This is a genomic window from Phreatobacter aquaticus (genome assembly GCF_005160265.1).
Taxonomy (GTDB): Bacteria; Pseudomonadota; Alphaproteobacteria; order Rhizobiales; family Phreatobacteraceae; genus Phreatobacter; species Phreatobacter aquaticus.
The window spans coordinates 4,533,169-4,557,500 of sequence record NZ_CP039865.1; the positions used below are offsets into that span (position 1 = coordinate 4,533,169).

The window sequence follows — 24,332 nt, forward strand, 5'->3', positions numbered from 1 at the left end:
CGATCGCGCCTGATTCATGGGACGCGGGCGATCTGGCCACTGCGAGACACGAGGCATGCGCATTCTTGTCACCGGCGGTGCCGGCTTCATCGGCTCCGCAGTCTGCCGCCACCTCCTGACCGAGGTCGGCGCGGAGGTGCTGAATGTCGACAAGCTGACCTATGCCGGCAACCTGGCCTCGTTGCGCGACATCGACAATCGGCCAGGCTACCGGTTCGTGCGGGCCGACATCTGCGACCGGCCGGCCATGGATGCCCTGTTCGCCGATTTCCAACCCGACGGCGTGATGCATCTGGCGGCCGAGAGCCATGTCGACCGGTCGATCACCGGATCGGGCGCCTTCGTGCAGACCAATATCGTCGGCACCTTCACCCTGTTGGAGGCGGCGCGCGCCTATTGGCAGGGGCTGCCGAGCGAGAGAGAGGCCTCCTTCCGGTTCCTCAATGTCTCCACCGACGAGGTCTATGGATCGCTTGGGGACGACGGCCTTTTCACCGAGGCCACGCCCTATGACCCGAGCTCACCCTATTCTGCCTCCAAGGCCGCCGCCGACCATCTGGCCAGCGCCTGGGCGCGCACCTATGGCTTCCCCGTGGTGCTGTCGAACTGCTCAAACAATTACGGCCCCTACCATTTTCCCGAGAAGCTGATCCCGCTGGTGATCCTCAACGCGCTCCACGGCAAGCCGCTGCCGGTCTATGGCGACGGGGGCAACATCCGCGACTGGCTCTATGTCGACGACCACGCCCGCGCCCTCCACCTGATCCTGACGCGCGGCCGGATCGGCGAGAAGTACAATGTCGGCGGCCGCAACGAGCGGAAAAATATCGATGTCGTGCGCCAGATCTGCGCGATTCTGGACCAGCTGAGCCCGGCGGGCCAACCGCATGACAGGCTCATCACCTTCGTGAAGGACCGCCCCGGCCACGACCAGCGCTATGCGATCGACGCGGCAAAGCTAGAGACCGAGCTCGGCTGGGGCGCCCGCGAGACCTTCGAGACTGGCGTGGAGAAGACCGTGCGCTGGTATCTGGAGAACGAGTGGTGGTGGCGGCCTCTGCGCGACAGCGTCTATGCCGGTGAGCGGCTGGGCCTTGCGCCCGCAGCCGGAGCCTGAGCCATGCGGATCGCCGTGACGGGCAAGGATGGGCAGGTTACCCGGGCTCTGCAGGCCGCGGCAGGCGGTGCAGTTGTCACGGTTGTCGCGCTCGGACGGCCGGAGCTCGACCTCGCACAACCGGACACTATCCTTCCGGCTCTCGCAGCCGCCGCTCCCGACATCATCGTCAATGCCGCTGCCTGGACAGCCGTCGATCAGGCGGAGGCAGAACCGGCACAGGCCCGCGCTGTGAACCAGACGGGCGCCCGTGCAGTCGCCGAGGCCGCCGCGCGCCTTGGCGTTCCCATCATCCAGATCTCGACCGACTATGTCTTCGACGGCGCCAAGCGCAGCCCCTATGTCGAGACCGACCCAGTCGGGCCGACCGGTGCCTATGGCGAAACCAAGCTCGCTGGTGAAATGGCTGTCGCCGCGGCCCAGCCCAACCATGCAATCCTGCGCACAGCGTGGGTTTTCGCGCCCGAAGGCAAGAATTTCGTGCGTGCCATGCTCAATCTCGCGCGCTCACGGCCTGAACTCGGAATCGTGGCCGATCAGCTTGGCAACCCGACCTACGCCCCCGACATCGCAGCCGGCATCATCGCGGTCGCACGCAATCTGGTGGCGGATAGCCGAGTCGACCTGCGCGGCGTCTTCCACATGACAGCTGGCGGCGAGACGACCTGGGCCGGTTTTGCGGAAGCGATCTTCGCCGGGTCGCGGGCCCGGGGAGGCCCCGCGGCAGGGGTCCGCCCCATCGCAACGGCCGACTATCCGACACCGGCCCGGCGCCCCGCCAATTCCCGGCTCGATTGCAGCAAGCTGGAGGCGCTCCACCGCGTCCGTCTCCCGTCGTGGCCCAGCGGGCTGGAGCGCTGTCTTGAGCGCCTTGTCCCCGCTGAATTTTCTCGTGAGGCGCCATGAAGGGCATCATTCTCGCCGGTGGCAGCGGCACGCGGCTGCATCCCATGACGATGGTGACATCGAAGCAGCTCCTGCCTGTCTACGACAAGCCGATGATCTATTATCCGCTTTCGGTGCTGATGCAGGCCGGCATCCGCGACATCCTGCTGATTTCCACGCCACAGGATTTGCCAAACTTCCGGCGCCTGCTGGGGGACGGCTCGGCCTGGGGCATTTCGCTCACCTATGCGGAACAGCCTCGCCCCGAAGGCCTGGCACAGGCCTTCATCATCGGCGCAGACTTTATCGCTGGTGGCCCTTCTGCGCTGATCCTCGGCGACAATATCTTCTATGGCGCGGGCCTGCCGGAGATCCTGCTCCGGGCGAGGGAACAGACATCGGGCGCGACGGTCTTCGGTTATCACGTGACCGACCCGGAACGCTACGGCGTGGCCGAGTTTGGTCCCGACATGCAGGCCGTCTCCATCGAGGAGAAACCGGCAAAGCCGCGGTCGAACTGGGCGGTGACGGGGCTCTATTTCTACGATGCGTCCGTGGTCGACATCGCCGCCAATATCAGGCCGTCACACCGCGGCGAGCTTGAGATCACTGACGTCAACCGCACCTATCTGGAACGGGGCGCATTGCGTGTCGAGAAATTCGGCCGCGGCTTCGCCTGGCTCGACACTGGAACGCCGGATTCGCTCGCCGATGCCACCAATTTCGTCCGGGCCCTGGAAAAGCGGCAGGGAACACGCATCTGCTGCCCCGAGGAAGTGGCCTACGAAATGGGCTTCATCGACCGCGACCAGCTACAACGGCTGGGTAAAGACCTCGCAAAGAGCAGCTATGGGCAATATTTGCTTGCGGTGGCAGATGGGCGTATCTGAGTGATATTACAGATATGAAATGCAGCCAAGAATGAACTACCGGCGTCGCCTTGTTCTTACCTGGCAACTCGCACTGCGCGAGATCGAAGCCCGCTATCGCGGATCGATCCTTGGCATGGCGTGGTCACTCATCAACCCTCTACTCACTCTTGCCGTCTTCACCTTCGTCTTTGGCGTGGTGTTTCAGGCACGCTGGAGCCAGAATCAAGCCTCTACCTTCGATTTCGCCATCATGACTTTCGCGGGTTTGATGGTGTTCAACGTCTTCGCCGAAGTGGTAGGCAAATCTCCGAGCCTCATCACGAGCCAGCCGAACTTGGTGAAGAAGGTCATTTTTCCGCTTGCGATCCTCCCCCTGATCACACTCACAGCAGCACTGTTCCATGCGGCAATTGCCCTTGCGCTGCTGCTCTTACTCCAAGGCATCTTCGGTTCTGGATTGCATCTGAGCGCGCTTGCGCTGCCAATCGTGCTCGCTCCGCTGCTTCTGTTCACAGTCGGCGCCAGTTGGTTCCTGTCCGCCCTGGGGGTCTATCTCAGGGATATTGGCCAGATCATCGGGCCACTCGTCACCATGCTGATGTTCCTCAGTCCCATCTTCTACCCGATTGCCGCCCTGCCGAGCTGGGTCAGGCCGATCGCCATTGCCAATCCGCTGGCCGTCAGCATTGAGCAGACACGTGATGCGCTGATCAATGGTCACTTGCCGGATCCCGGCATATGGGCACTGGCCATGGCAACCGGCCTCATATCGGCCGGTCTTGGCTTCCTGTTCTTCCGCAAGACCCGCAACGGGTTCGCGGATGTCCTCTGATCTCGCCATCATCGCGCACGACATCTCCAAGGCGTTCCGTATCTACGCTCGGCCCGAAGACCGCTTGATGGAGCTCGCCAGCATCGGGCGCATCAAGCGGCATCGCGAGTTTCAGGCGCTGCGCGGCGTCAACCTAGAGGTCCGCCGCGGCGAGACCGTCGGCATCATCGGTCGCAATGGCTGCGGAAAGTCGACGCTCCTGCAGATCATCTGTGGCATTCTTCCGCCGACGTCTGGGGAAATCAAAACCAATGGCAGGATTGCGGCTCTCCTCGAACTCGGCGCCGGCTTCAACGGCGAGTTCACGGGCCGCGAGAATGTGTATCTCAATGGCGGGATTCTCGGGCTGACTCGCGCGGAGATGGACAGCCGTCTCGAGGCGATCTTCTGCTTCGCGGACATTGGTGATTTCATCGACAGACCCGTGAAGACCTATTCAAGTGGCATGTTCGTCCGGCTGGCATTTGCAACCGCTATCAATGTCGACCCGGACATTCTCGTGGTCGATGAGGCGCTTTCCGTCGGAGACGAAGCCTTCCAGCGAAAGTGTTTCGCGCGCATCGAACAGATCAAGCAGCGCGGCAGCACGATCCTTTTCGTGTCCCATGGCGCGCAGACAATCGTGCAGTTATGCGACCGGGCGATCCTCCTCGACGGCGGGGAGATGCTGATCGATGGCGCGCCGAAAGCTGTGGTGCACCATTATCAGCGCCTCGCCCATGCAAGCCCGGATGGTGCAGCGGAAATCCGGCGGCGCATCCTGACAGCGGAAGCGGAGTCGCCCGGCCAGGAACTCGCCGGCCAGGGGCCTGTCAGCCCAACCGTGATCTCGACTGACACTGCGATCGCGCCCAGGCCGCTCTCCTCTGACACCACAGATCCGGCCGAGCATTTCGATCCCGACACCGTGTCGCAATCGGCCAGCCGCCATGAGAAGTGCGGGGCGGCCATCGGTCGGACGCGCCTTTTGACGCTGAGTGGTAACGAAGTGAACGTCATCAGGCGCGGCCGGCGCTTTCGCTTTGAGTACGAGGTCGACTTTGACCGCAATGCCGATCAGGTCGGTTTCGGGCTCGGCTTGACGACGCTGGCCGGCCTCCAGCTTGCGGGCTGGGCCGCCAGGGCAAACCGTGTCGCCTCGATTGCGAGAGCCACCCGCTACATTGCATCGTTCGAGTTCCAGTGCAGCCTGATGCCTGGGACGTATTTCTTCACCTGCCACGTTCGTGGCACGGTGGCCGGTGAGGAGCAGACCATGGATCGCATTGCCGACGCATTCATGTTTCGCGTCTCGGACGATGGCGATCGGAACGCGACGGGGTTGGTCGAGATCGGCATCATTGCCAGTGCAAGCCAGACTGACGGCGGAGTCTGACATGCTGGCCGCCGCTCGCGATCAATCGGATATCGCCTTCGAGCATCGCTGGCCCGCCCTCTTCAATCTCGGTGACTATCTTTGTAGTCCACGGCACTATTTCAAGTTTGAGCCCTGGCGAGACGAGGGCGGCCAACCGCGGCGCGTGACCATCGTTGGCGGCGGTGCCTTTAATCAGCTTGGCCAGGAGGCTGGCTCAACGGGTGCCGGCCGCGTTCATATCGCCTGGGGTATCGGACGCAGTGTTGCCTATGGAAATACTGATGTCGCGGATTTGGGAGCCGCCCGCGCATTCCATTCAGAGTTTTCGACGCGCGACCCCGATCTTGCCGCACAGGGCGCTTCGCTTGTGCCCTGTGTCAGTGTGATGCACGAGCTCGTCGATCTCCCCGTGGGCGATGAAACAGGGCTATTCTTGAACGGCGACCGGGCTGTCGGCGACAGCCGCGAGCTGCGGACCATCGCCGCGGGGAAGGACCTCGTTTTCGGAACCAATGCCATGGCGGAACATGATTTCATGGCTCAATTGGCGCGGACGAACCGGCTGATAACAAACTCATATCACGTCGCATATTGGGGGCTCCTCTCGGGCCGAGCGGTGGCGCTGATCGGCTATTCCTCCAAATTTGACAGTCTGCTGACCCTGCTTGGCCTGACCACCAAGCCGCTCTGCTATGCTCGCGGCGAGATTGAGGATTTGAAGCGGGCGGTAGCCAAGAGCTTCGATCAGGCAGCTTTCGTCCGTCTGCCCGATCATCTGACACTGAAAGAGGACTTTCGGCAGTTGAACCGTGCATTTGCCAGGCGCCTGGTCGAGCGAGGGCTCGTCGCTGCCGCGGAGCCGTGTTCAAGTGCAGAGACCCTGCAGCAACGGATGGTTATGCTGCACGAACGCTACAAGACCGTCCTACAAGCTCCGATCTGAGCCATGGGCAGGATCGTGTTCACGGGCATTGCCTCCCGATCGATCGCGAACTGGGTGCCGGCCTTGCATGAGCTGCGCTCTCGCGGCCACGACGTCCGCTCATTGCTGTTTCCCCATATCCCCGACCCGGATAGCCAGCACCTCACGGATCTGGGCTTCGAGGAGCTCGGCACCTTCCCGATTGCCGAGCACCTCAGTCGACTGCCGCCTCAGGAAGCTACAGCCCTGGCCATGTCCGCGCTTGCGTTGGTCAGAAAATCACGGCCGGACGTCCTGTTGCTCACGACCTGCCACGCAGGGCCTGAACTCGTTCTGGCCGGTGTCCTGGCGACCGAGCCCGGTCGTCCTGTTGTGATCGGCTGCCAGCACGGCTTTGTCCAGAACTGGGATGTGTACTGGGCGCAATTCCCGTTCGACCGCTTCCTTGTGTTCGGTCAAAGATTTCAGCAGGTAGCCCCTCCGCATCTGGCATCTCGCATTTCGGTCGGCGGCCTCCCAAAGCTCGACTGCATCAAGCCGATGCCACGGGACGATTTCGAACGCGATCAGCGGCCCATGCTCTTCGCGGCACAGATGATCCCGTCGGATCGGCTCAAGAGCCTGCTGATCAGCCTACCCTTGTTGACAGGGAGGCCGGTGCACATCCGCCCGCATCCGGAGCATCGAACAGCCTTCGCCGGTTTGCCTGAAGATCTGCGTGTTGTTGATTGCGAAGAGGCGATCGAGAGCCAGATGGACCGGTACTCGCTCCTCCTGACCACCGGCTCCACGACCGTGCTCGAAGCCATGGCAGCTGGCATGCCGGTTGTCGTGTTGCCGGAGCAACGAGGTGAGCATTACGCCGATGCCGGCATCGTGGCCTCGTCGATGACAGGCTCCGATATTCTGGTCTTGGCGCGCGCGCAACAGACACGCGATGGACGTGTGCGGCGCGAGCAGTTCCTGGCGACAGCGACGGGTTCGGCGGTTGCGGGCCGCACCGAGATAGCGGCCGAGGCGATTGAGGCGCCCATGCGATCGGCCTGATCGGCTCTCGCTTGCAAGGCGGAGGAACTGCAGGGCATCGACGCCGGAAAGCAAGGGCATGAACTGGCTCTCGCGCGCTCCCGCACCCTCCGACATCGCTGCCGAGAACACGTCGAGATGCTAGCACGATTCTGGAATGGTGGTGGCCCCCCCTCGGGTGACGGGCTATAACTGCGAGCGTCCCTGAATCGCGGGGGCCGAACCTCATCGTTTTTCACCGGCCCCGCGGGAGCTTTGTTAATGTCCTCCGACGTCGCCATTCGGGTCGAGGGCCTGACCAAAAGCTTCCGCCTCTTCGAGCGCCCAGAGCACCGGCTACTCGAACTCATGAGCTTCGGCCGCGTGCAGCGGCACCGCACTTTCACCGCGCTGAAGGACGTGTCGCTGGAAATCCGCCGCGGCGAGACGGTCGGAATTGTCGGCCGCAACGGCTGCGGGAAATCGACTCTGCTGCAGGTTATCTGCGGCATCCTTCAACCGACCGCGGGCACGGTCACGACCCATGGCCGCATCGCCGCCCTGCTCGAACTCGGCGCCGGATTCGACGGCAATTTCACTGGCCGCGAGAATGTCTACCTGAATGGTGCGATCCATGGCTGCACCCGCGCCGAGATGGACGAGCGTTTCGAGGCCATCGCGGCCTTTGCCGATATCGGCGAGTTCCTCGACCGGCCGGTGAAGACCTATTCCAGCGGCATGTTCGTGCGCCTCGCCTTCGCCACCGCGGTCAACGTCGATCCAGACATCCTCGTGGTGGACGAGGCACTGGCGGTCGGCGACGAGGCATTCCAGCGCAAGTGCTTCGCGCGCATCGAGCAGATCAAGGAGCGCGGTGCGACGGTCCTGTTCGTCAGCCATGCGGCGCAAACAATCATCCAGCTTTGCGACCGCGCGGTGCTAATGGCCGGCGGCGAGAAGCTGATGGAGGGGACGCCAAAGGCTGTAGTCACAACATATCAACAGCTGAACGCCGCGAGGCCAGACCAAGCCGCACACCTCAGGTCCGGCCTGACCAGAGCGCAAGTCAAGCCAAAGCACCAAGGCCAAGAAACAGAAGGGGCGACCGAAACCGGGGATCATTTCGATCCAACTATCGAATCCCAGAGCCGCACTGTTACCGCATCGTCAGGGGTGCAGATAACGGACGTACAGCTGCAGACGCTTGACGGCAGGCAAGTCAATCGGCTCGTCGCGGGACGGCGTTATCTCGTCACCTTCACGGCGCAGTTCACGATAGATTCAGATGACGTCGGAATCGCAATGTCAATAAGAACACCCAATGGTACCGCGATTGCAGGCGTAAGCACTCAGAAGTCGGCTGTGATCCGAATTAGCATCAAAGCAGCCGACTACAATATTTTTAATATTGAGTTCGATGCCAGACTAGCGCCCGGTTCATATTTCATAAATGTTACCGTCAACAGCGCGTCTTTGGGAACGATGGGTAGAATCACCGATGCATTGATGTTCATCATAAATCATGAAGAGGACGACATGCTTATTGCACCAGCGGATTTACATTTTCGTCTAAATAACGAAAGGGCAAACCGGTGATCACCCTACATATTGGCACCCACAAGACTGGCTCAAAATCGATCCAATCGTATATACACGAAAACTCTATATATATGAGAGCCAATGGAATTGCTTTCTATGAGGGCACTCACATAAATCCATCAAACCATACTGAATTACACCTATGCTGCCTACGATCAGAACGAGACTCTTTTGCAAAATATAATTGGCCCAATAGAAATTTTGGCCAAGCTTTCCAAGCCCACAATATAGAGAGGATACGAGATTTTATCTCGAATTCCCCTTATGAAAATTTTATATTCTCAAACGAAGACCTTTCATGGCTACGCTTTGATGATGAACTCGAGGCGCTGGTTAAAATATTCTCAAATCTTAATCAACCTATAAGAATTATCGTTTTTACAAGAAAAAAAGACGATTTTTTGCGTTCATACAGGAGTCAAATACTCAAGAAACCGGGTCGAAAACCAAATGATAAACCGCTGTCCGTCCTAAATTGTGAGTACAACTCATGGGTCGCCGATCACGCTTCAATGATTGAACTCTACAATAGGCACTTTGGTCAAGAAAACGTCGATCTAGTCAGTTACGATGAAGAGATGACGATTCACGGAAACATTGTATACTCATTCTGGGACCGCGTGTGCAGCAATATCCCGCTGCCGGTCAGTCCTGACACATACTTCCGAAATGTAACACATGATATTAAATCCACTTTGTAGCGCCATCAATATGAGCTGCCGCAAATCGTTTGAGAACAGTTTCATTCAACGTAAGCCGTCGAAAAATTTCCATAACGATTGGCCCAGCTAACGCACTACCTATACACTGTCGCTCCAGGCGTTTCGAAAAATTACTGATCATATCGCCCCAGCCAATCGAGAAACTGGTGAGGCCGTCGAATAGTGGGACGGGATTCGCTAACGAAACAGCGGCGGCTCCAGGTTGAGCGTCGACACTTCGCCGAATGAGACGCTCGGTTTCGTAGAGCTTTGTCATAACCACCAAACTGACTCCTGAAATCGCCAGCGCTTTCTCAGCATCGTCACGGCCATAATCAACTAAGGTATCAAGGCATGAAACGAGCCAGCGCAACGATAGTTCTCGGAGCAACGTTTGCCTGTGCGCACCCCAGATAAAGCGGAACCTAGCAAGACTATTTTCCAAGTCACAGCAGCGCCGAATCCGAACGATAGTCGCCGCGACCAAAAAACATACTCGGCGGTCGCCGACGAATTCGTGGGCCAAGCTAATAAGGTGGGCACCAATATCTGCCCGTCGTCCAATAAAACTCTCTTTCGGAACCTCACCGGAGAAAGGTAACAGCCATTCCGAATCGTCGAGTTCAAGCATCTCATCGAGAAACCGTGAGGGATTCTCGACGAGGCGGCTCAGGTCATTCAAATTCTTCTGCCCCTTAAACGAACGAGAATTCTGACGCTTGCAGCGTTGAATTGGTTACGTTCGTTAGCGTGATCGTGTGACTTCCAAGAGTAATCACCGTGTCCACTCCCACTTGGGTCGCGGCCGCCAGCATGGCAGCATAGTTTGCGAAAACCGTAGAGGAGAACCGGATAACGTCGCCACCCGCAACGTCGAAGTCGGCGATCGTATCGTTGCCGAATGTCGCATTGGCAAAAACGAAGGTGTCGTTTCCGGCTTCGCCACGCAACAGGTCGTTTCCGGCGTCGCCTGAAAGGAAGTCGTCTCCCATTCCGCCTAGGATGGTGTCGTTCCCGTTGCCGCCATAGATGGTGTCGTTGCCTTGGCCGCCGGAGAGCCAAATATCGTGGTCATCCCCGCCGTATATGGTATCGCTACCGACGCCTCCGCGAATCTCATCAACGCCAGCTTCGCCGTACACCGTGTCGTCGCCATCCTCGCCGAACATTTGGTCATTGCCTAGACCACCGTACATCAGATCATTGCCGATGCCGCCATAGACGGTGTCGTTGCCTTGACCACCGGACAGCCAGACATCGTTGCCATCTCCGCCACTGATCCAGTCGTCACCGGAGCCTCCACGAATCTCGTCTAGTCCAGCTTCACCGTAGATGACGTCATTGCCGTCATCACCAAACACGCGGTCGTTGTTGGCGCCACCGTAGACAGTGTCGTTGCCGAGGCCGCCATTGATCGTGTCGTTTCCGGCACCGCCCTTCAGATCGTTGTCCGCCGCATTCCCGATGATCGTGTCGTTGCCTGAGCCGCCGATGGCGTTCTCGATCAACGAGCGCACGTCGCCATTGGACTGCAGCGCGTTATAGACGTTGCCGCGCGCATAGTTGCCCCCGCCGAGGTTCGCCTGCTGGACGCTCGACATCAGCGACCAGCCGCCCGGCGTCAGGTCGATCGCCTGGTTCGTCGTGTAGTTGGAGAAGTCATAGGTGTCGATGCCGCCACCGTCCCAAATGGTCAGAAACACGCGATTGCCGCCCGGCGCACCCTGACCGACGCCATTGATGAACATCTGGCCGGTCGTCGAGGAGAAGGTGTAGACGGAGTTGGTGGCGTTGGTGGTGAAATCCGCTCCATACATGACCTGCAGCGCCGCGATGTCGTACATCATCAGCGACTGGGCGAAGCCCCATTGCTCGTTCGTGTAACCGGTCGTCGGACCGCCCACATAGGAGCGGTAGGTCATGATGGAAAATTCCATCCCGTCGCGATCGCCTGCCATAGCGGTGTTCGCCGGGCCGCCGGTTTCCTGGCCGTGCTTCAGCCCCATATTGTGACCGAACTCATGGATGTAGGTGGCCCAGGCGTAGCCACCCTTCACCGGGCTGTCATAGGCGTAGCCGCCGCCCCAGGAATCATAGGCGTCGCTGAACCAGGAATCGCCCGACAGCCCCGTGCCCGAGCCTGTGGGGTAATAGGCATAGGCTGTGCCGAAGCTTGAGGTTGCCGTAGAGCGGCCGATCGACATGTCCGCGCTGGTGTCGGAGGCAGCCGCCTGTGTGAAGCTGAGGCCGCTGACCGCGCCGAACAGCGTGTCGAGGATGGTCGAGACCGCCGTGGTCATGGCGGCCGTTGGAGCCAGGAAAGTGCTGGTTCTTGTCGTGTCCCCGTACTGGATGCCGGCGAGATTGGAATTGGTGTCGTACTGCGAAGCCGCAGTCGGAATGCGCCAGGTCAGCGCCGTAGTCGTCCACTTGTAGCCGGAGAGTACTCCGTCGATATTCTGGTTGCCGGTCGCCCCTTGCAGATAGGCGCCTGTGGCAGAATTGGCCAGCGTACCAGAGCTGCTGGTCGAGCCAGCCGCCTCGGCGAAGGGTGGCACCATGCCGGCATCGTGGAAGGCGCTCCACGACGAGTTCAGCGACAGGGCCTGACAAACGAAGCACATGACGGGTCTCGGCTGAATGCAGGAAGGAACGGTGGACGAGATGCCAACGATTCGCCATGTTGGGAGCGGGAGCTTGAGAACTCGTTGACGCTTATCGGAAAACAGGAAGCGTCATGCTGAATTTTCGTAACGGAATTTGGGCAGCCCTTGCTCTTTTTTGCTCCATGTTTGCCTCCCACCCGCCTGCCGGAGCCCAACCAGTGTCCGATCCGCGACCGCCCATCGCCGCCGATAGGCTCGATCCGCCTCGGGTGCGCCCCGGTCACATCGCGGTGCGCGAGGAGTTCGACGCCGCCATCGCTGCAGGCCGGCGTGAGGCCTTGGAACTGTTCATCGCCCGACACCCCGCTGAGTCGCTGGCTGAAGAAGCTCGCAGGCGCCTTGAGGTGTCGCCGTGACGTTGCCCCTTTGGGATAACCCAGTTTGATGTTTATTCTGGCACGTTGAGAGGACCAGAACATGAGGCGCAGCCGCTTCAGGGAAGCGCAGATCGTCGCGGTGCTGCAGGGCCGCTCGGCTGCGCCTCGATAGCGCCTGTCCGGTTCTTAACTGGCGCGGCCGATTTCGTTTGGGCCCGGCAGGCTTCGTAAAAGCGAGTCTATTCTGGTCAGCGGCACACGAGTCACTTATCGATAGAAGGGTGAGTGTGGCTTGGATAGGCCTTCTCTAGCGGTCGGCTCCGTTCGATCATCTGCAATATTGGCGAGGCGGCCCACGGCTCCGTGATGACCAGACCCTACCTGACCGTGGTTCGTCACCACCTCGTCGACACCGAATGGTACCGCACCCTACATCCGGTGGCAGGGGGCGGTCGAGCGATTGCACATTTCCTCGCTATTGGCTGGCGGGCTGGCCACGCGCCCAATCCATTCTTCGAGCCGGAATGGTACCTTGAGCGGAATCCAGACGTCGCCGCAGCAGGCGTCAACCCATTCGACCACTACCTGGCCAGCGGCGAGGCCGAGGGGCGATGGCCGTGTCGAGTGCTCGATCCGGCGTGGTACGCAAACGCCAACGCGATCGAGCCGGGCAGCGGGCGCGTGTTGGCCCACTACCTTAACGTCGGCTGCAGAGCGGGCCGGCAGCCGAACTCCGTGTTCGATCCCCGCCACTATGTGGACGTCCATAACGACCTACCGCGGGACCTGAAGGAAGCAGTCCTCCACTACCTGCGCAGCGGCTTTTTCGAGAGTCGCAGCGTCAGCCCAATCTTCGACGCCCCGTGGTATCGTCGCCACTACGGTCTTGCGGCCGAGGCGGAGGCGATCTCCCACTACTTGTTGGAAGGGCGGAGTAAAGGCCATGTTCCGTGTCCGCAGGACCTTCCCTCGGTAGCAAACGAGATCCGCAGGGCGGTGCAGAATGGCCCCACCTTCGAGGAGTTCGATCCGACGATCGCCGCGCGGGCGAAGCGACGGGCCAACGTCATCGCCTTCTATCTTCCACAGTTCCACGCTATCCCAGAAAACGACACCTGGTGGGGAACTGGCTTCAGCGAATGGCGCAACGTCGCGCGCGGGACGCCGCGGTTCGTCGGCCACTACCAGCCGCGCATTCCCCGCGACCTCGGCCACTATGACCTCAACGACCCGGCTGCGATCCGCCGCCAGGTGCAGATGGCGGCAGCCGCAGGGCTCGCCGGCTTCTGTTTCTACTTTTACCTCTTCGGTCGTCGCCGCATTCTTGAGAAGCCACTCGATCTCTATCTAGCGGATCCGGCGATCGATTTTCCGTTCTGCCTTATGTGGGCCAACGAGAATTGGACCCGGCGCTGGGACGGCCGAGAGCAGGAGGTTCTGCTGCAGCAGACCTATGACGAGGGAGATGACACTTTTTTCATCGACACCGTCGCGGATTACCTCGCCGATCCGCGCTATCTTCGCGTCGCAGGTCGGCCGATCTTCTTCGTTTATCGCCCCGGTCTGATACCAAACATGCGCAAGCGGGTCGAAGGCTGGCGGGCCGAACTGACCCGCCGCCTCGGAGTCGTGCCCTGGCTGTTCATGGCTCAAACTTTCGATGATCACGACCCCACTGCCTACGGGCTCGACGGCGCAGTCGAGTTCCCGCCCCACAAGCTTTCCCAACTGACCACTCAAGCCACGGACCGGATGCACGTCCTCGACCCGGCATTCACGGGTGCAGTTTACGACTACGAGACCATGTCGCAGGTGTCTCTGGATCTGCCGCGTCCGGCATACCCGCTCTTGCGCACCTGCTTTCCATCATGGGACAACGACGCTCGCCGACAGGGCCACGGCACCTCCATCACTGCCTCGACCCCCGCTCTCTTTGAGCGCTGGCTTTCGGGCCTGATCACCCAGGCCGCCGAAAATCCTTTCGCGGGGGAGCGCCTCGTCTTTGTCAATGCTTGGAATGAATGGGCAGAGGGCGCTTATCTCGAACCCGACGTTCATCACGGCGCCGCCTATCTTAATGCTGCGGCTCGCGCGATCGTCGGCAGCGAGGCGAAAATATCGGGGGCCAAGACGCACATCCTTCTCGTCGGCCACGATGCCCACGAGCATGGCGCGCAAATGACGCTACTGAATCTCGGCCGCGTCTTCACCCGACAGTTCGGCGTCAAAGTGACTTTCCTTGTGCTCGGGGGCGGCAACCTACTCCGCGCCATGGGAGAGGTCGGTGATGTCGTGGTCTGCGAGCGCCAGGACGAGGCGCTCAGCGAAGCCATCCTTGCCCTGCGCGGCCAGGGCCTAACCTATGCCATCACCAACACTGTGGTCACGGGCATGGCCGTGCCGCACCTCAAGCGGCAAGGTTTCACGGTCCTATCACTTGTCCACGAGCTACCACGGCTGATAGCAGAGCACGATGTGGGCGGTGGGGCACAGGCGATCCGCGTCGGCAGCGACGTCGTCGTCTTTCCGGCGGACATGGTCCGAGCGGCCTTCACGGGCAGCTTCGGCGAGGTCGCCTGCACCGCGTTGGTGCAGCCGCAGGGGCTCTACGCATCACTCTCCGGCGACGACGAAGCACGAAACCGGATCCGGGAGGAGCTAGGCCTCGATCCAGACACGACAATCGCGCTCGGCCTCGGCTACGCGGACCTGCGCAAAGGGTTCGACACCTTCGTGGAGACTGCCCGCGTCGCCCACGAGACGGGGCGCAACATTGCATTCGTCTGGGTCGGCCGACTCGAACGTGCAGTGGGCACCTGGCTTCTCGGCAACGACGTGCCGCCGAACTTCCGACAGGTGGACTTCCTACCGGACATCAGCGCCTACATGGAGGCCTCGGATCTCCTTTACATGACCTCTCGTGAAGATCCTTTCCCATCGACTGTGCTCGAAGCTCTCGCCGCCGGTAAGCCGGTGGTCGGCTTTGCCGGCTGCCTCGGCTCGGAGGGGCTTATCCGCCGCCACGGTGTTGTGGTTCAGCGGCGCAGTGCCGAGGCCGGTGTCTCGGCGATAGATCAGGCCTTGCGCACTGAGAGACCAGAGTCCGCCGACGCGCGCCGCAACACCGTCGCATCCGACTATCGCTGGGACGATTACGGCTTCGCCCTGCTAACGGCGCTCAACCCCGCCTGGCGCAAGGTGTCGGTCGCGGTCCCGAGTTACAATTACGGGCGCTACATGCGTGAACGCCTAACCAGCATCTTCGACCAGACCGTGCCTGTATTTGAGGTAATCCTGCTCGACGATGCCTCGCCAGATGACAGCGTCGCGGTGGCACATCTGGTAGCGGAAGAGCAGGGGCGCGAGCTCGTCGTCGAGGTCAATGGACACAACGCCGGCTCGGTCATGCGCCAATGGGGCAAGGCTGCTGCGATGGCCCGAGGGGACTTGTTGTGGATTTGCGAGGCCGATGACCTCGCCCAAGCGCGCTTCCTCGAGGAAGTCACCGCAGCCATGGCGCCCGACGCATTGTTCTGCTTCTCCGATTCCTCGCAGATCGACGAGATGGGTGCAGCGCTGGGTGAGTCCTACAGCCCCTATCTCAACCAGTTCGAGGCCGGCGGCTTCGATCGCTCCATAAGTCTACCGGCAGCGACGTTCGCCAAGCGGCACCTCTGCGTCGCAAACAGTGTGCTGAATGTCAGCGGTGTCGTCTTCGATCGGAACGCGGTGCGCGACGTGCTGGCAAGCGAGATCGAGGACCTGGCCAGCTACCGCTTCGCCGGGGACTGGGCCACCTATCTCGTCCTCTGTTCCAAGCCTGGGACGGTGAGTTTCGTTGCCGCACCGCTCAACGTCCACCGACGCCACGGCAGCAGCCTCACCCATTCAACCCGGGCCGAGGCGCACTTGGCGGAAATCACCCGGGTGCACAACGTCTTTGAGCGACAGTTCTGCGCCTCCAAGGATCTAATGGCCCGCCAGCGAGCCTATCGCACCACCATCGCACGGCAGTTCGGAATCGACGAGAGCGCGGTCGCGGTAGGGGCGGAGGCATGAGCGACGGCATGACCGGGGTGGCCCGTGCGCGGGTGCCCGAACGCGCGACGATCAGCGTCGATGGAGTACTGACCTTCCTGCTCCTGCTCGCCATGGCCCATCTGGTCTTTGTGCTCGCAATCGGCATCAACCAGCCGCTGCTCGACCAGCACCACTTCCGCCAATCGCAGACGGCGATCTCCGTCTACTGGATCCTTCAGGGCGGCCCATGGTTCGCCTACGAGACGCCGGTGATCGGCCATCCCTGGGCGATCCCCTTCGAGTTCCCGCTCTACCAATTGATCGTAGCCGCCGTGGCTAAGCTCGGCGTACCGCTCAACGCCGCAGGACGGATCGTCAGCATCGCCTTCCTCGTCGCCACGCTCTGGCCGCTGGCGATACTCGGCCGCGATCTGAGGCTTGGCCGGACCACCTGGCTCGCCACTTCCATCCTGTTCCTATGCGCGCCGGTGCATGTCTACTGGGCCCGCACTTTTATGATCGAGACCACCGCGCTGTTCTTCTCGGCGCTGTGGCTCGCGGCGATCGTCCGGCTGCTGGTGCGCCGCGACTTGCGTTGGTTCGCCGTCGCGCTCCTCGCCGGCACCGGGGCCTGTCTTGCCAAGTCCACGACATTTCCGGCCTTTGGCTTCGTCGGGGCCGTTGCGACAGCGGCACTCCTGGGGCAGGCTTGGTGGAGAGGCGCACCGCTCCTGCGTCTCCTGCCTTTCGCTGCCATGATTCTCACCGCAACACTCGTTCCCGTCGGCATCGGACTGTGGTGGGTCGCCTATTCAGACCGGATCAAGGAGGCGAACCTCATCGGCCGCAGCCTGACCTCTGCCGCACTCGCCGGCTGGAACTGGGGCAATTGGCAGCAGCGCACCAGTGCTTCGCTCTGGCTTACCACGGTGAGACTACGCGTCCTACCTGATGTGCTCGGGCTCCTCGTCTTGCCGGGGCTTGTCGTGCTCGGTGCGTGCCTTGCCTCATGGCGGCGGCTCGCCTTCGCGGGGGTCGCGGCCACTGCCTTTCTGCTACCCTTCCTGCTCTTCACCAATCTGCACATCGTCCACAACTACTATCAGGTGGCAAATGCGGTGTTTCTCATCGCCGCCCTCGGCATCGCGATCGGGGTAGTGGCGGAGGGGCCGACGCGTCCGCTGGCCGTCGTATTGGTGGCTGTGCTGGCAACCGCCCAGCTTGCCTTCTTCCACAAGGCCTTCGCACCGCATGTGACGGAGGATTTCTCGAACAACAAGCTGCTGCGCATTGCCCAGCTGGCGCGCGACGCGACAAAGCCGGACGAGGCCATCCTCGTCATCAATAGCGACTGGGCGGGAACCATTCCCTACCACGCCGAGCGTCGGGCGCTGGTGTTGCCCCCCTGGACTCCCGCGCCCATCGTCGCGAGGCTTCTGAGCGCCCCCCAGAGCGCGTTTGGCCCGGCCCCGCTCGCTGGCGTGGTCGCCTGTGGCGAAGTCGCAGCCGCCTATGGCGCGATGCGCGAACCGCTACAGCGATTGATTGACGGCCTCACCCCTCTCCAGACCTTCGGGGACTGTCGCTATCTGTCGTTTTCGCGGTAAGCATGAGGCCAACGCCCCTGCGAGCCGAGGTCATGGTTGTGGAAGACGTCCCGACAGCGGCACCGGAGGCAATTCGGCGGGATAGCCGTGACCTCGAAGGAGCCGATGCCGTCCGCTTCTGGGCGGCGCTGGTCATAGTCCTTTACCACGCACTGCTTCTTCCCGGGCTCGAACCACCTGGATCCTTCCCGGTCATCCGGAATTTCGGCGGCTTCGGAGTCCCGCTTTTCTTCACCCTCAGCGCCTTCGTACTGTGCTTCGGCTACCATGGCCGGCTTGAAACGGCGGCAGCTATGAGGGCCTTCTACTGGCGCCGTCTATTCAGGATCGCGCCACTCTTCTACGTCGTCGGGGCCGTGTCGCTTGCCTTCTTTTACGTCGCCTACGACAGGGTCGTGGGCGTGGCGGATATCTTGACGTCGGCGACCTTCACCTTTGGCCTGTTCCCACAGCACTACACCGGCTTCGTCTGGGCCTCGTGGAGCATCGGCGTGGAAATGCTGTTCTACGCAGTGTTTCCCATCCTGGCGTTGGTCGTCCGGACCTGGCGCAGCGCCACTGTCGCCTTCATCGCATCCACGATAATAGCAGCACTCTGGGCGCAGGGTTTCAAAGGTGCGTCCGCTGATCTACAAGGTTTCGCCAGCTTGGCGCTCCCAGCCAAGCTACCGTATTTCTGCGGCGGCATGCTCGCCTTCTTCGCATGGCATGCCATCGGTGATCAGGCACGATGGCGGACCGTACTGCTCTTCGTATCCCTCGCCGCCATCGGCGCTATGATCCACTTCGCCGTCCCCGTGCAGATGCTGTCCGGCCGTATGCTCGGCTGGGACCATTCCCGCGCCGGAATGATCATGCTGTGGGCCCTTGTCCTGGGAATCCTGACAATTGGCATGGGGTTCTCGCGCTTCAACCGGCCTTGGCTCGCCTGGACCGCGACGCTAGGCAAGGCAAGCTTCGGTCTCTATCTCTGGCACCCCCTGTTAATCGGCATGCTGCATGTCATGGGCGCGTACCGGTTTCTCTACGCATTCGCTCCCGCGACGCCCGGTTTCGGCTATGTCACCTCGGCGGCAATGACGCTGACGCTCCTCGTGCCGCTGGCGCTGGCGAGCTATCGCTGGGTCGAGCGACCTGGCCTTGCGCTGGCGCGCCGCGGGGATTCACAGCGCGACGCGCCATCCCCAGCGGCCGTTAGCGCGTGAGCGTCACGATGAGCTGGAAGGGATCGGTGAGGCTGCGGTCGAACCTGCGGATTCTCAGTCCCGGGACCTGCTCCTGAAGCCAGTCGAAGGCCATGGAGGTGTCGCCATAGGTAACGTCGCCATCGACCGCATCGCGATTGTGCGGGCGATAGGCGAAACGCGCCGACCGATGGAGGGCCATGAGCCTGTCGCGCTCGGCTTGCTCAAGTGGCTGGTGGACGTTCCAGTACTCAAGTGGCCGGATAGTGACCACGAGCACGCCTTCGGCGGCGAGATGCCGCTCCAGCACCGCGAGCGCACTCGCCGTCGCGCGCTGCGACAGATGGGTGAAGACCGAGAAGGCATAGATGAGATCGAACCGGCCTTCGAACGGCAGAGAGGTCGGCAGGTAGTCCGATTGTGCTAGATGACACAGGAGGCCGTCCTTGCGGCAGATATCCAGCGACAGGTCCCAGGGATCGCAGCCGTGGATCAGATCCGGATCACTGTAGTGGTACATGAGGCGGACGAGCCGTCCCCAGCCGACGCCGAAATCGAGGATACGCTTCTGGTGGAGGGTCTTGCCGGTCAGTTCGGTATAGGCGCGCGAGACGATGCGCACGAAGCTGAGGCTCTGCCCCAGGAGCGTGATGCCGTCCGATCCTGTCCAGTTGCGTTGCACCTGGGGATCCGCCATGCGGGGCAGCACCGCGGACAGGGCGGGCAAGTCGGCGCGCGGCATGTCGAGGAGTAGAAGGCCGAAATCGTCAAGCGGCAGCTCCCGCAGCGCTGCGAGGGCAGATGCGGGGTCCTGACCGGCGAGCTGTTCCGCGCGGGCCACGGTCGGCTGAAAACATTCGAGAATCATCGGACCCTAGCTTCGAATTTCGCTCTGCACATATGCGCCACACCGCGGGACACTTCGTAAATATCCTAAGTCGTCGGCAACGGTAAGCAACCCAGATCGCGTTATGACGTTGCACACTCAGGTTGATGACAGATAGGCTATGAGGCTCGATTCATCCATGAGTGTCGTTCAATTTGGACCATGTTCTGATCAGAGTTTTCCATAATGGCAATCGATAGTCGGCCGGTCCTCGTCATTCCGGCTTACAATCCCACCGCCGACGTTTTGGCGGTGTTTCGGGACTGCATGGCTTCGGGCGTCTTTCAGGCAGCGGTCTGCGTGAACGACGGAAGCGGTGACGCCTATGGGGATCTGTTTTCCCATCTGGGTTCGATCGGGGTGACCATTCTTCGCCATGCCACCAACCTTGGCAAAGGCGCCGCCCTCAAGACCGGGTTCAATCATGCCGCCTGCGAATATGCTGACGCGATAGGGATCGTGACCGCTGATGCCGATGGGCAACACGGGCCGACGGACGTCATCCATGTTGGCCAGGCATTGATGGAGAGGCCGGGAAATCTGGTGTTGGGATCACGCTCTTTTGACGGGGACATCCCGTTTCGAAGCCGCTTTGGAAACGCCATCACCCGCCGTGTGATGCAAGTGCTTGCTGGGATTACGGCGAGCGACACCCAGACGGGATTGCGAGGCATCCCGTCCAAGTTGGTTCCGACCCTGCTGCGCCTGTCGACCCGCGGATACGACTTCGAACTCGACATGCTGGTTGCTGCAAGGGAAAATCATTTTCCGATCAGCGAAGTTCGGATCGAAACGATCTATATCGATCACAACAAGTCATCGCACTTCAGACCCATTAGAGACTCGATTGCCATTTACTTCGTTTTATTGCGTCACTCCGCAAATTCAATAGCAACGGCGATCATCGATTACATCGTTTTCGCTGTCGCCATCGGCTTTGGCTTACCACTTCTCGCCGCAATCACTGTGGCGCGCCTGATGGCTGGTGTGTTCAATTTTGCTGTTGGCCGCACCCTCGTATTCCGATCGACTGCCCCCGTGATGATGGAGGCGATCAAGTATTCGATGCTAGTCGTCGTCATGATGCTAACGGCTTATTTCGGCATCTACTACCTGAGCACATATGTTGGTGTGCCACTTCTGCTGGCGAAGCTCCTAGTAGAGCTTGCGGTATTCATTCTCGGTTTCGCCGTGCAGCGCGTTTTCGTTTTCCAAGGAGCGGCGCAATCCGCCGACAAGACCCCATGAGCATGGATCCGCGCCCCACAGACTGGGAAGCCTACTATCGTGGGCGCAGCGGACCGGGGAGCCCGACGAGAACCATTACCAAGAATCTCATCCTCAACGCCGTAGCGGATCTGGCGACCACCCCCCCACTCAAATCATCGAGTTCGGCGGTGGGGACAGCTGTTTCTATCCTGCCTTCCGGCAGGCCTACCCCACAGCTAGATACATCGCAGCGGACAACAGCGAGGTTGGAATCCGCAAGTTCCGAGAGAGTAACCAGTCCGCGCTCACGGACACAGTGCAGATCGACCTTTTGAACGATACGCTCAAACAGAAGGGAGACCTCGTTTACAGCGTAGGCCTCATCGAGCATTTTGAGCCAAAAGATACGGCGCGCATGATTCATGCGCACTTCGAGGCGGCCATTCCGGGCGGCCTAGTCTTAATCACCTATCCAACTCCCACGCTGCCCTACCGCACGATCCGGGGAGCAGCCGAGATGCTCGGCGTCTGGAAATTCCATGACGAGCGCCCTCTGGCGTACGACGAGGTCGGGCGCGAAATGGAAAAATACGGGCAAATCATATTTCGCAAGATGAACTGGTTCATCGGGCTGACGCAGGAAATTCTTGTGGCAAGGGTCGGCGCGTGAATACCATGGACCGAACTGAGACAGTTGTTCAGCTGCCGCGCCCCTCAACTATAACGACGCTAGGCTGGATGATCGGGCTCACGATCTTCTCCTTTCTGTACTGGATGGCGTACGTACCCCATCAGAATCTCCATGATGGGGCGCACTACGTCGTGTCCGGAGTGTCGCTAGTTCGCGATCAGGCGAACATCAATTACCCCTACCATCCGCATCGCTGGGGCAACGCCTATGAGTTCTGGCAAGCCGGTACCGCAAAATTCGATGTGCGTGTGAGTTACCCCTCACAACTTTACGGGGCGATGCTGGGTTTTTACTCACTCTTGGCCGGCGGGTTGGCGATGTCATCGGTCACCATGAACGCACTAGTCAATTGCGCACTCGGGAACATATTGACCTATCTAGTATTGCGGCGCTACGCGTCCGGTATGACTCTTCTGTTCAGTGTGGTCGCCACGGCCACTCTTGCGCTGATGGTTGTGATCCTGGCCCCCGGCAACAACGGCGTCGGCTACGCGGCAGCACTCTTCGTCCTTTGGCTGATCATCTGCACACGCGCCCATCCCGCACTCATAGGCTTGGTGCTTGGGGCCTCCTGCCATTTGCGCAGCCAATTGTTGTCCTTGGCGCCCCTCCTGCCGTTCATCATCGTCGCTGTGAATCCGCGGCGGCGCCTGCCGCCGGTGTTGGGCTGGATTGGGCTCGGTACTGGCGCCAGTTATTTTGGCTTCTCCATCCTATTCGCACTCCTAGTTGGAGGTTCATCCAACGCCATGCAATTTTACACTGATCACTTCAGCAGCAGCCTACTCGGAAAGCAGGGACTGAACGAATTTCTTATTGTAGCGAACAAGTTCATTCAGGCAATGATCAGGCTTTTTGCTAGCGACCAGATGTTCCTGTTCGCGCCGTTGATGTTTGGATTGCTGATATTGTCGCGTTCTCGACTAGCACGGACATTGGCTGGAACGTCGATTGCTTTTGTCATGATGTCAGTCGTTCTGTACAGTTTCGACCGATTCGCACCGCCCCAACCTCGCTACTTCATCGTCGCCGTTCCCATGATCGCGCTCGCGGGCGTAATTTCGCTCCGTGATTATGTGGTGATCACCGGTTCCCGAGTTTCAGCGGCGGTCGCAGCCGGCTTTTTTGCAGCGCTGACTACCGGCACCTTATACACTCACCATGGTTTCGCAGGCCACCGGCTGTCCATCGCAGATGTCTGGCAGCGAGCCACCTATCTCGACTTCCCTGGGGCTGCGGAGACCCTGACACACACGTTCGGGCCTGATGACGTCGTTATCGTCAACCACTCACTGCCCACCGGGCTGCGCTACTTGCCGAAGGTCATTTACGTCCCGCCATACGAGCAATTCTTGGCCGGTGACAATAGCAATATCGCTGGAATGGCCTTCGTATTCGGTGACAATGTTCCCGATGATTTCTTCAAGCCGAGAGACTGGATGCCGTCGAATAATCTTCCTGAGACATTCGTAGACAAGCGAGGCACCGTATTCAGGCGCGTCTATGCGCGGTCCAACGTCCTACAAACTCCGGGCGGAATTGCCGCATCGCGGGTGCATATGGCCATCTACCAGCGGGTTACTCCTTGACGCCCCCCCTGAACCGGCTCATCAGCCCAATCCAGCGAGGTTGCCGTTCCGCCTCAATCGCTCGCCGCTCCAATTCCTCGCAGCGTCGCCCCAGCACGGCGTGGCGCTCCAGCACGTCAAGGAGAGCCGCTTCGCACGTTTCCCGTTCGCTCCGATGGCGTTCTGCCTCGGCGATGGCATTAGCAAGGCCGATATCGGCCGCTTTGAGCTGATCAGCGATAGCATCGCGGTCACGTCGCAGAACATCCGTCTCGCCGGTGAGCCTGGCCACGATAGCGTCCGAGGCGGCGAGGGCGCGCGCACTCGCGGCGAGCCGGCCGGAGATTTCCGACCATGGCGTGGCGAGATGGGCGATCGCCCTGTCTCCCGCGTCGATCCGCCGCTCGGCGTTGTCGAAAAGCCCCTTGGCTCTGGCGACCAGTTCGGCGATGCGCCCCTCCTGTCCGGCCGACTGCGCCAGCACGGCAGCCAGCGCCTGCTCGACCGCCTGGCGGATGGCGAGCCCCTGGTCTGCAAGCAGCCGCGCCTGGCTGGGCCCCACAGCCGCAACGAGACCGCTCAGCCTGTCGCCCGTCTCCGTCCAGGCATCGATCAGCATCTCACGCTGCACCGAGGCCTCGCGCAATGTCACGTCCTGACCAAGGCGCAATTCCTCGAGGACCGCAGTCACCCTGTCGAGCGACGACGACGTTTCCGCGACGCTGATCGAGAGGCCGGACAGCGTCGCCTCCATCGAGGCGGCATGCTGGGACATTGGCTCCAGGAAAGCGAGCGGCTTCCGATCCGGGGCTTCGTGATCGCCGATACTACCGGCGAGCTGCGCAAGTTGCCCCTGCTGCACCGCCAAGGTGCGAGCCATTTCCTCCACCACCT

The 24,332-nt window shown here is 60.8% G+C and carries 18 protein-coding genes (1 of these 18 running past the window's edge); 14 read left to right on the forward strand and 4 right to left on the reverse strand.

Going from position 1 to position 24,332, the window contains the following annotated elements; all coding sequences use genetic code 11:
* The first annotated feature begins 55 nt into the window (after window positions 1–55).
* The 8 genes from rfbB to E8L99_RS21625 all read left to right on the forward strand — a co-directional run bounded on the left by rfbB (window position 56) and on the right by E8L99_RS21625 (window position 8,586).
* Window positions 56–1,117, forward strand: coding sequence for a dTDP-glucose 4,6-dehydratase (rfbB, locus tag E8L99_RS21590; RefSeq protein WP_137101496.1), 1,062 nt, complete (start codon window positions 56–58; stop codon window positions 1,115–1,117).
* Window positions 1,118–1,120: 3 nt separating this feature from the next.
* A complete protein-coding gene (gene rfbD / locus E8L99_RS21595) occupies window positions 1,121–2,023 on the forward strand; it encodes a dTDP-4-dehydrorhamnose reductase (protein WP_137101497.1) in 903 nt (300 codons plus the stop codon).
* Window positions 2,020–2,892 (forward strand): glucose-1-phosphate thymidylyltransferase RfbA, encoded by an 873-nt coding sequence (gene rfbA, locus E8L99_RS21600; protein ID WP_137101498.1) that lies wholly within the window; start codon window positions 2,020–2,022, stop codon window positions 2,890–2,892. Before rfbD ends, rfbA begins: the two co-directional genes overlap by 4 nt.
* 31 nt (window positions 2,893–2,923) lie before the next feature.
* Window positions 2,924–3,706, forward strand: coding sequence for an ABC transporter permease (locus E8L99_RS21605; RefSeq protein ID WP_252511183.1), 783 nt, complete (start codon window positions 2,924–2,926; stop codon window positions 3,704–3,706).
* Window positions 3,696–5,081 (forward strand): ABC transporter ATP-binding protein, encoded by a 1,386-nt coding sequence (locus E8L99_RS21610; RefSeq protein ID WP_137101500.1) that lies wholly within the window; start codon window positions 3,696–3,698, stop codon window positions 5,079–5,081. Before E8L99_RS21605 ends, E8L99_RS21610 begins: the two co-directional genes overlap by 11 nt.
* A 1-nt stretch (window position 5,082) precedes the next feature.
* Entirely contained in the window at window positions 5,083–6,006 is a 924-nt protein-coding gene (locus E8L99_RS21615) for a hypothetical protein (RefSeq protein WP_137101501.1), read from the forward strand.
* Window positions 6,007–6,009: 3 nt separating this feature from the next.
* Window positions 6,010–7,032: a glycosyltransferase family 4 protein gene (locus tag E8L99_RS21620; RefSeq protein ID WP_137101502.1), complete on the forward strand. Its 1,023-nt coding sequence runs from the start codon at window positions 6,010–6,012 to the stop codon at window positions 7,030–7,032.
* A gap of 240 nt (window positions 7,033–7,272) precedes the next feature.
* Window positions 7,273–8,586, forward strand: a complete 1,314-nt coding sequence (locus E8L99_RS21625) for an ABC transporter ATP-binding protein (protein WP_137101503.1) — start codon at window positions 7,273–7,275, stop codon at window positions 8,584–8,586.
* Between the two features lie 687 nt (window positions 8,587–9,273).
* Here E8L99_RS21625 and E8L99_RS21630 read toward each other — a convergent pair.
* Both E8L99_RS21630 and E8L99_RS21635 read right to left on the reverse strand, forming a co-directional pair.
* Entirely contained in the window at window positions 9,274–9,972 is a 699-nt protein-coding gene (locus E8L99_RS21630; protein ID WP_137101504.1) for a hypothetical protein, read from the reverse strand.
* A 13-nt stretch (window positions 9,973–9,985) separates the two neighbouring features.
* Window positions 9,986–11,914 (reverse strand): M10 family metallopeptidase, encoded by a 1,929-nt coding sequence (locus tag E8L99_RS21635; protein ID WP_137101505.1) that lies wholly within the window; start codon window positions 11,912–11,914, stop codon window positions 9,986–9,988.
* Window positions 11,915–12,639: 725 nt separating this feature from the next.
* On the opposite strand from E8L99_RS21635, the gene E8L99_RS21645 reads away from it, so the two are divergent.
* Genes E8L99_RS21645 through E8L99_RS21655 form a run of 3 tightly spaced genes read left to right on the forward strand, consistent with a single transcriptional unit; the run spans window position 12,640 to window position 19,105 of the window.
* Window positions 12,640–16,332, forward strand: coding sequence for a glycoside hydrolase family 99-like domain-containing protein (locus tag E8L99_RS21645; protein ID WP_137101507.1), 3,693 nt, complete (start codon window positions 12,640–12,642; stop codon window positions 16,330–16,332).
* A complete protein-coding gene (locus E8L99_RS21650) occupies window positions 16,329–17,900 on the forward strand; it encodes an ArnT family glycosyltransferase (RefSeq protein ID WP_137101508.1) in 1,572 nt (523 codons plus the stop codon). Before E8L99_RS21645 ends, E8L99_RS21650 begins: the two co-directional genes overlap by 4 nt.
* A 32-nt stretch (window positions 17,901–17,932) precedes the next feature.
* Entirely contained in the window at window positions 17,933–19,105 is a 1,173-nt protein-coding gene (locus tag E8L99_RS21655; protein ID WP_168201784.1) for an acyltransferase family protein, read from the forward strand.
* Here E8L99_RS21655 and E8L99_RS21660 read toward each other — a convergent pair.
* A complete protein-coding gene (locus E8L99_RS21660) occupies window positions 19,095–19,952 on the reverse strand; it encodes a class I SAM-dependent methyltransferase (RefSeq protein WP_137101510.1) in 858 nt (285 codons plus the stop codon). The two genes, E8L99_RS21655 and E8L99_RS21660, sit on opposite strands and share 11 nt — an antisense overlap.
* Window positions 19,953–20,156: 204 nt before the next feature.
* On the opposite strand from E8L99_RS21660, the gene E8L99_RS21665 reads away from it, so the two are divergent.
* The 3 genes from E8L99_RS21665 to E8L99_RS21675 all read left to right on the forward strand — a co-directional run bounded on the left by E8L99_RS21665 (window position 20,157) and on the right by E8L99_RS21675 (window position 23,459).
* Window positions 20,157–21,218: a bifunctional glycosyltransferase family 2/GtrA family protein gene (locus E8L99_RS21665; protein ID WP_137101511.1), complete on the forward strand. Its 1,062-nt coding sequence runs from the start codon at window positions 20,157–20,159 to the stop codon at window positions 21,216–21,218.
* Window positions 21,136–21,849, forward strand: a complete 714-nt coding sequence (locus E8L99_RS24160; RefSeq protein ID WP_391527458.1) for a methyltransferase domain-containing protein — start codon at window positions 21,136–21,138, stop codon at window positions 21,847–21,849. Before E8L99_RS21665 ends, E8L99_RS24160 begins: the two co-directional genes overlap by 83 nt.
* Window positions 21,850–21,917: 68 nt before the next feature.
* Window positions 21,918–23,459, forward strand: coding sequence for a hypothetical protein (locus tag E8L99_RS21675; protein ID WP_137101513.1), 1,542 nt, complete (start codon window positions 21,918–21,920; stop codon window positions 23,457–23,459).
* Here E8L99_RS21675 and E8L99_RS21680 read toward each other — a convergent pair.
* Window positions 23,449–24,332, reverse strand: the final stretch of a protein-coding gene (locus E8L99_RS21680; RefSeq protein ID WP_137101514.1) for a sulfotransferase family protein. It continues 901 nt past the right edge of the window; only the last 884 of its 1,785 coding nucleotides appear in the window; its start codon lies off the right edge, out of view; the stop codon is at window positions 23,449–23,451. The genes E8L99_RS21675 and E8L99_RS21680 overlap by 11 nt on opposite strands.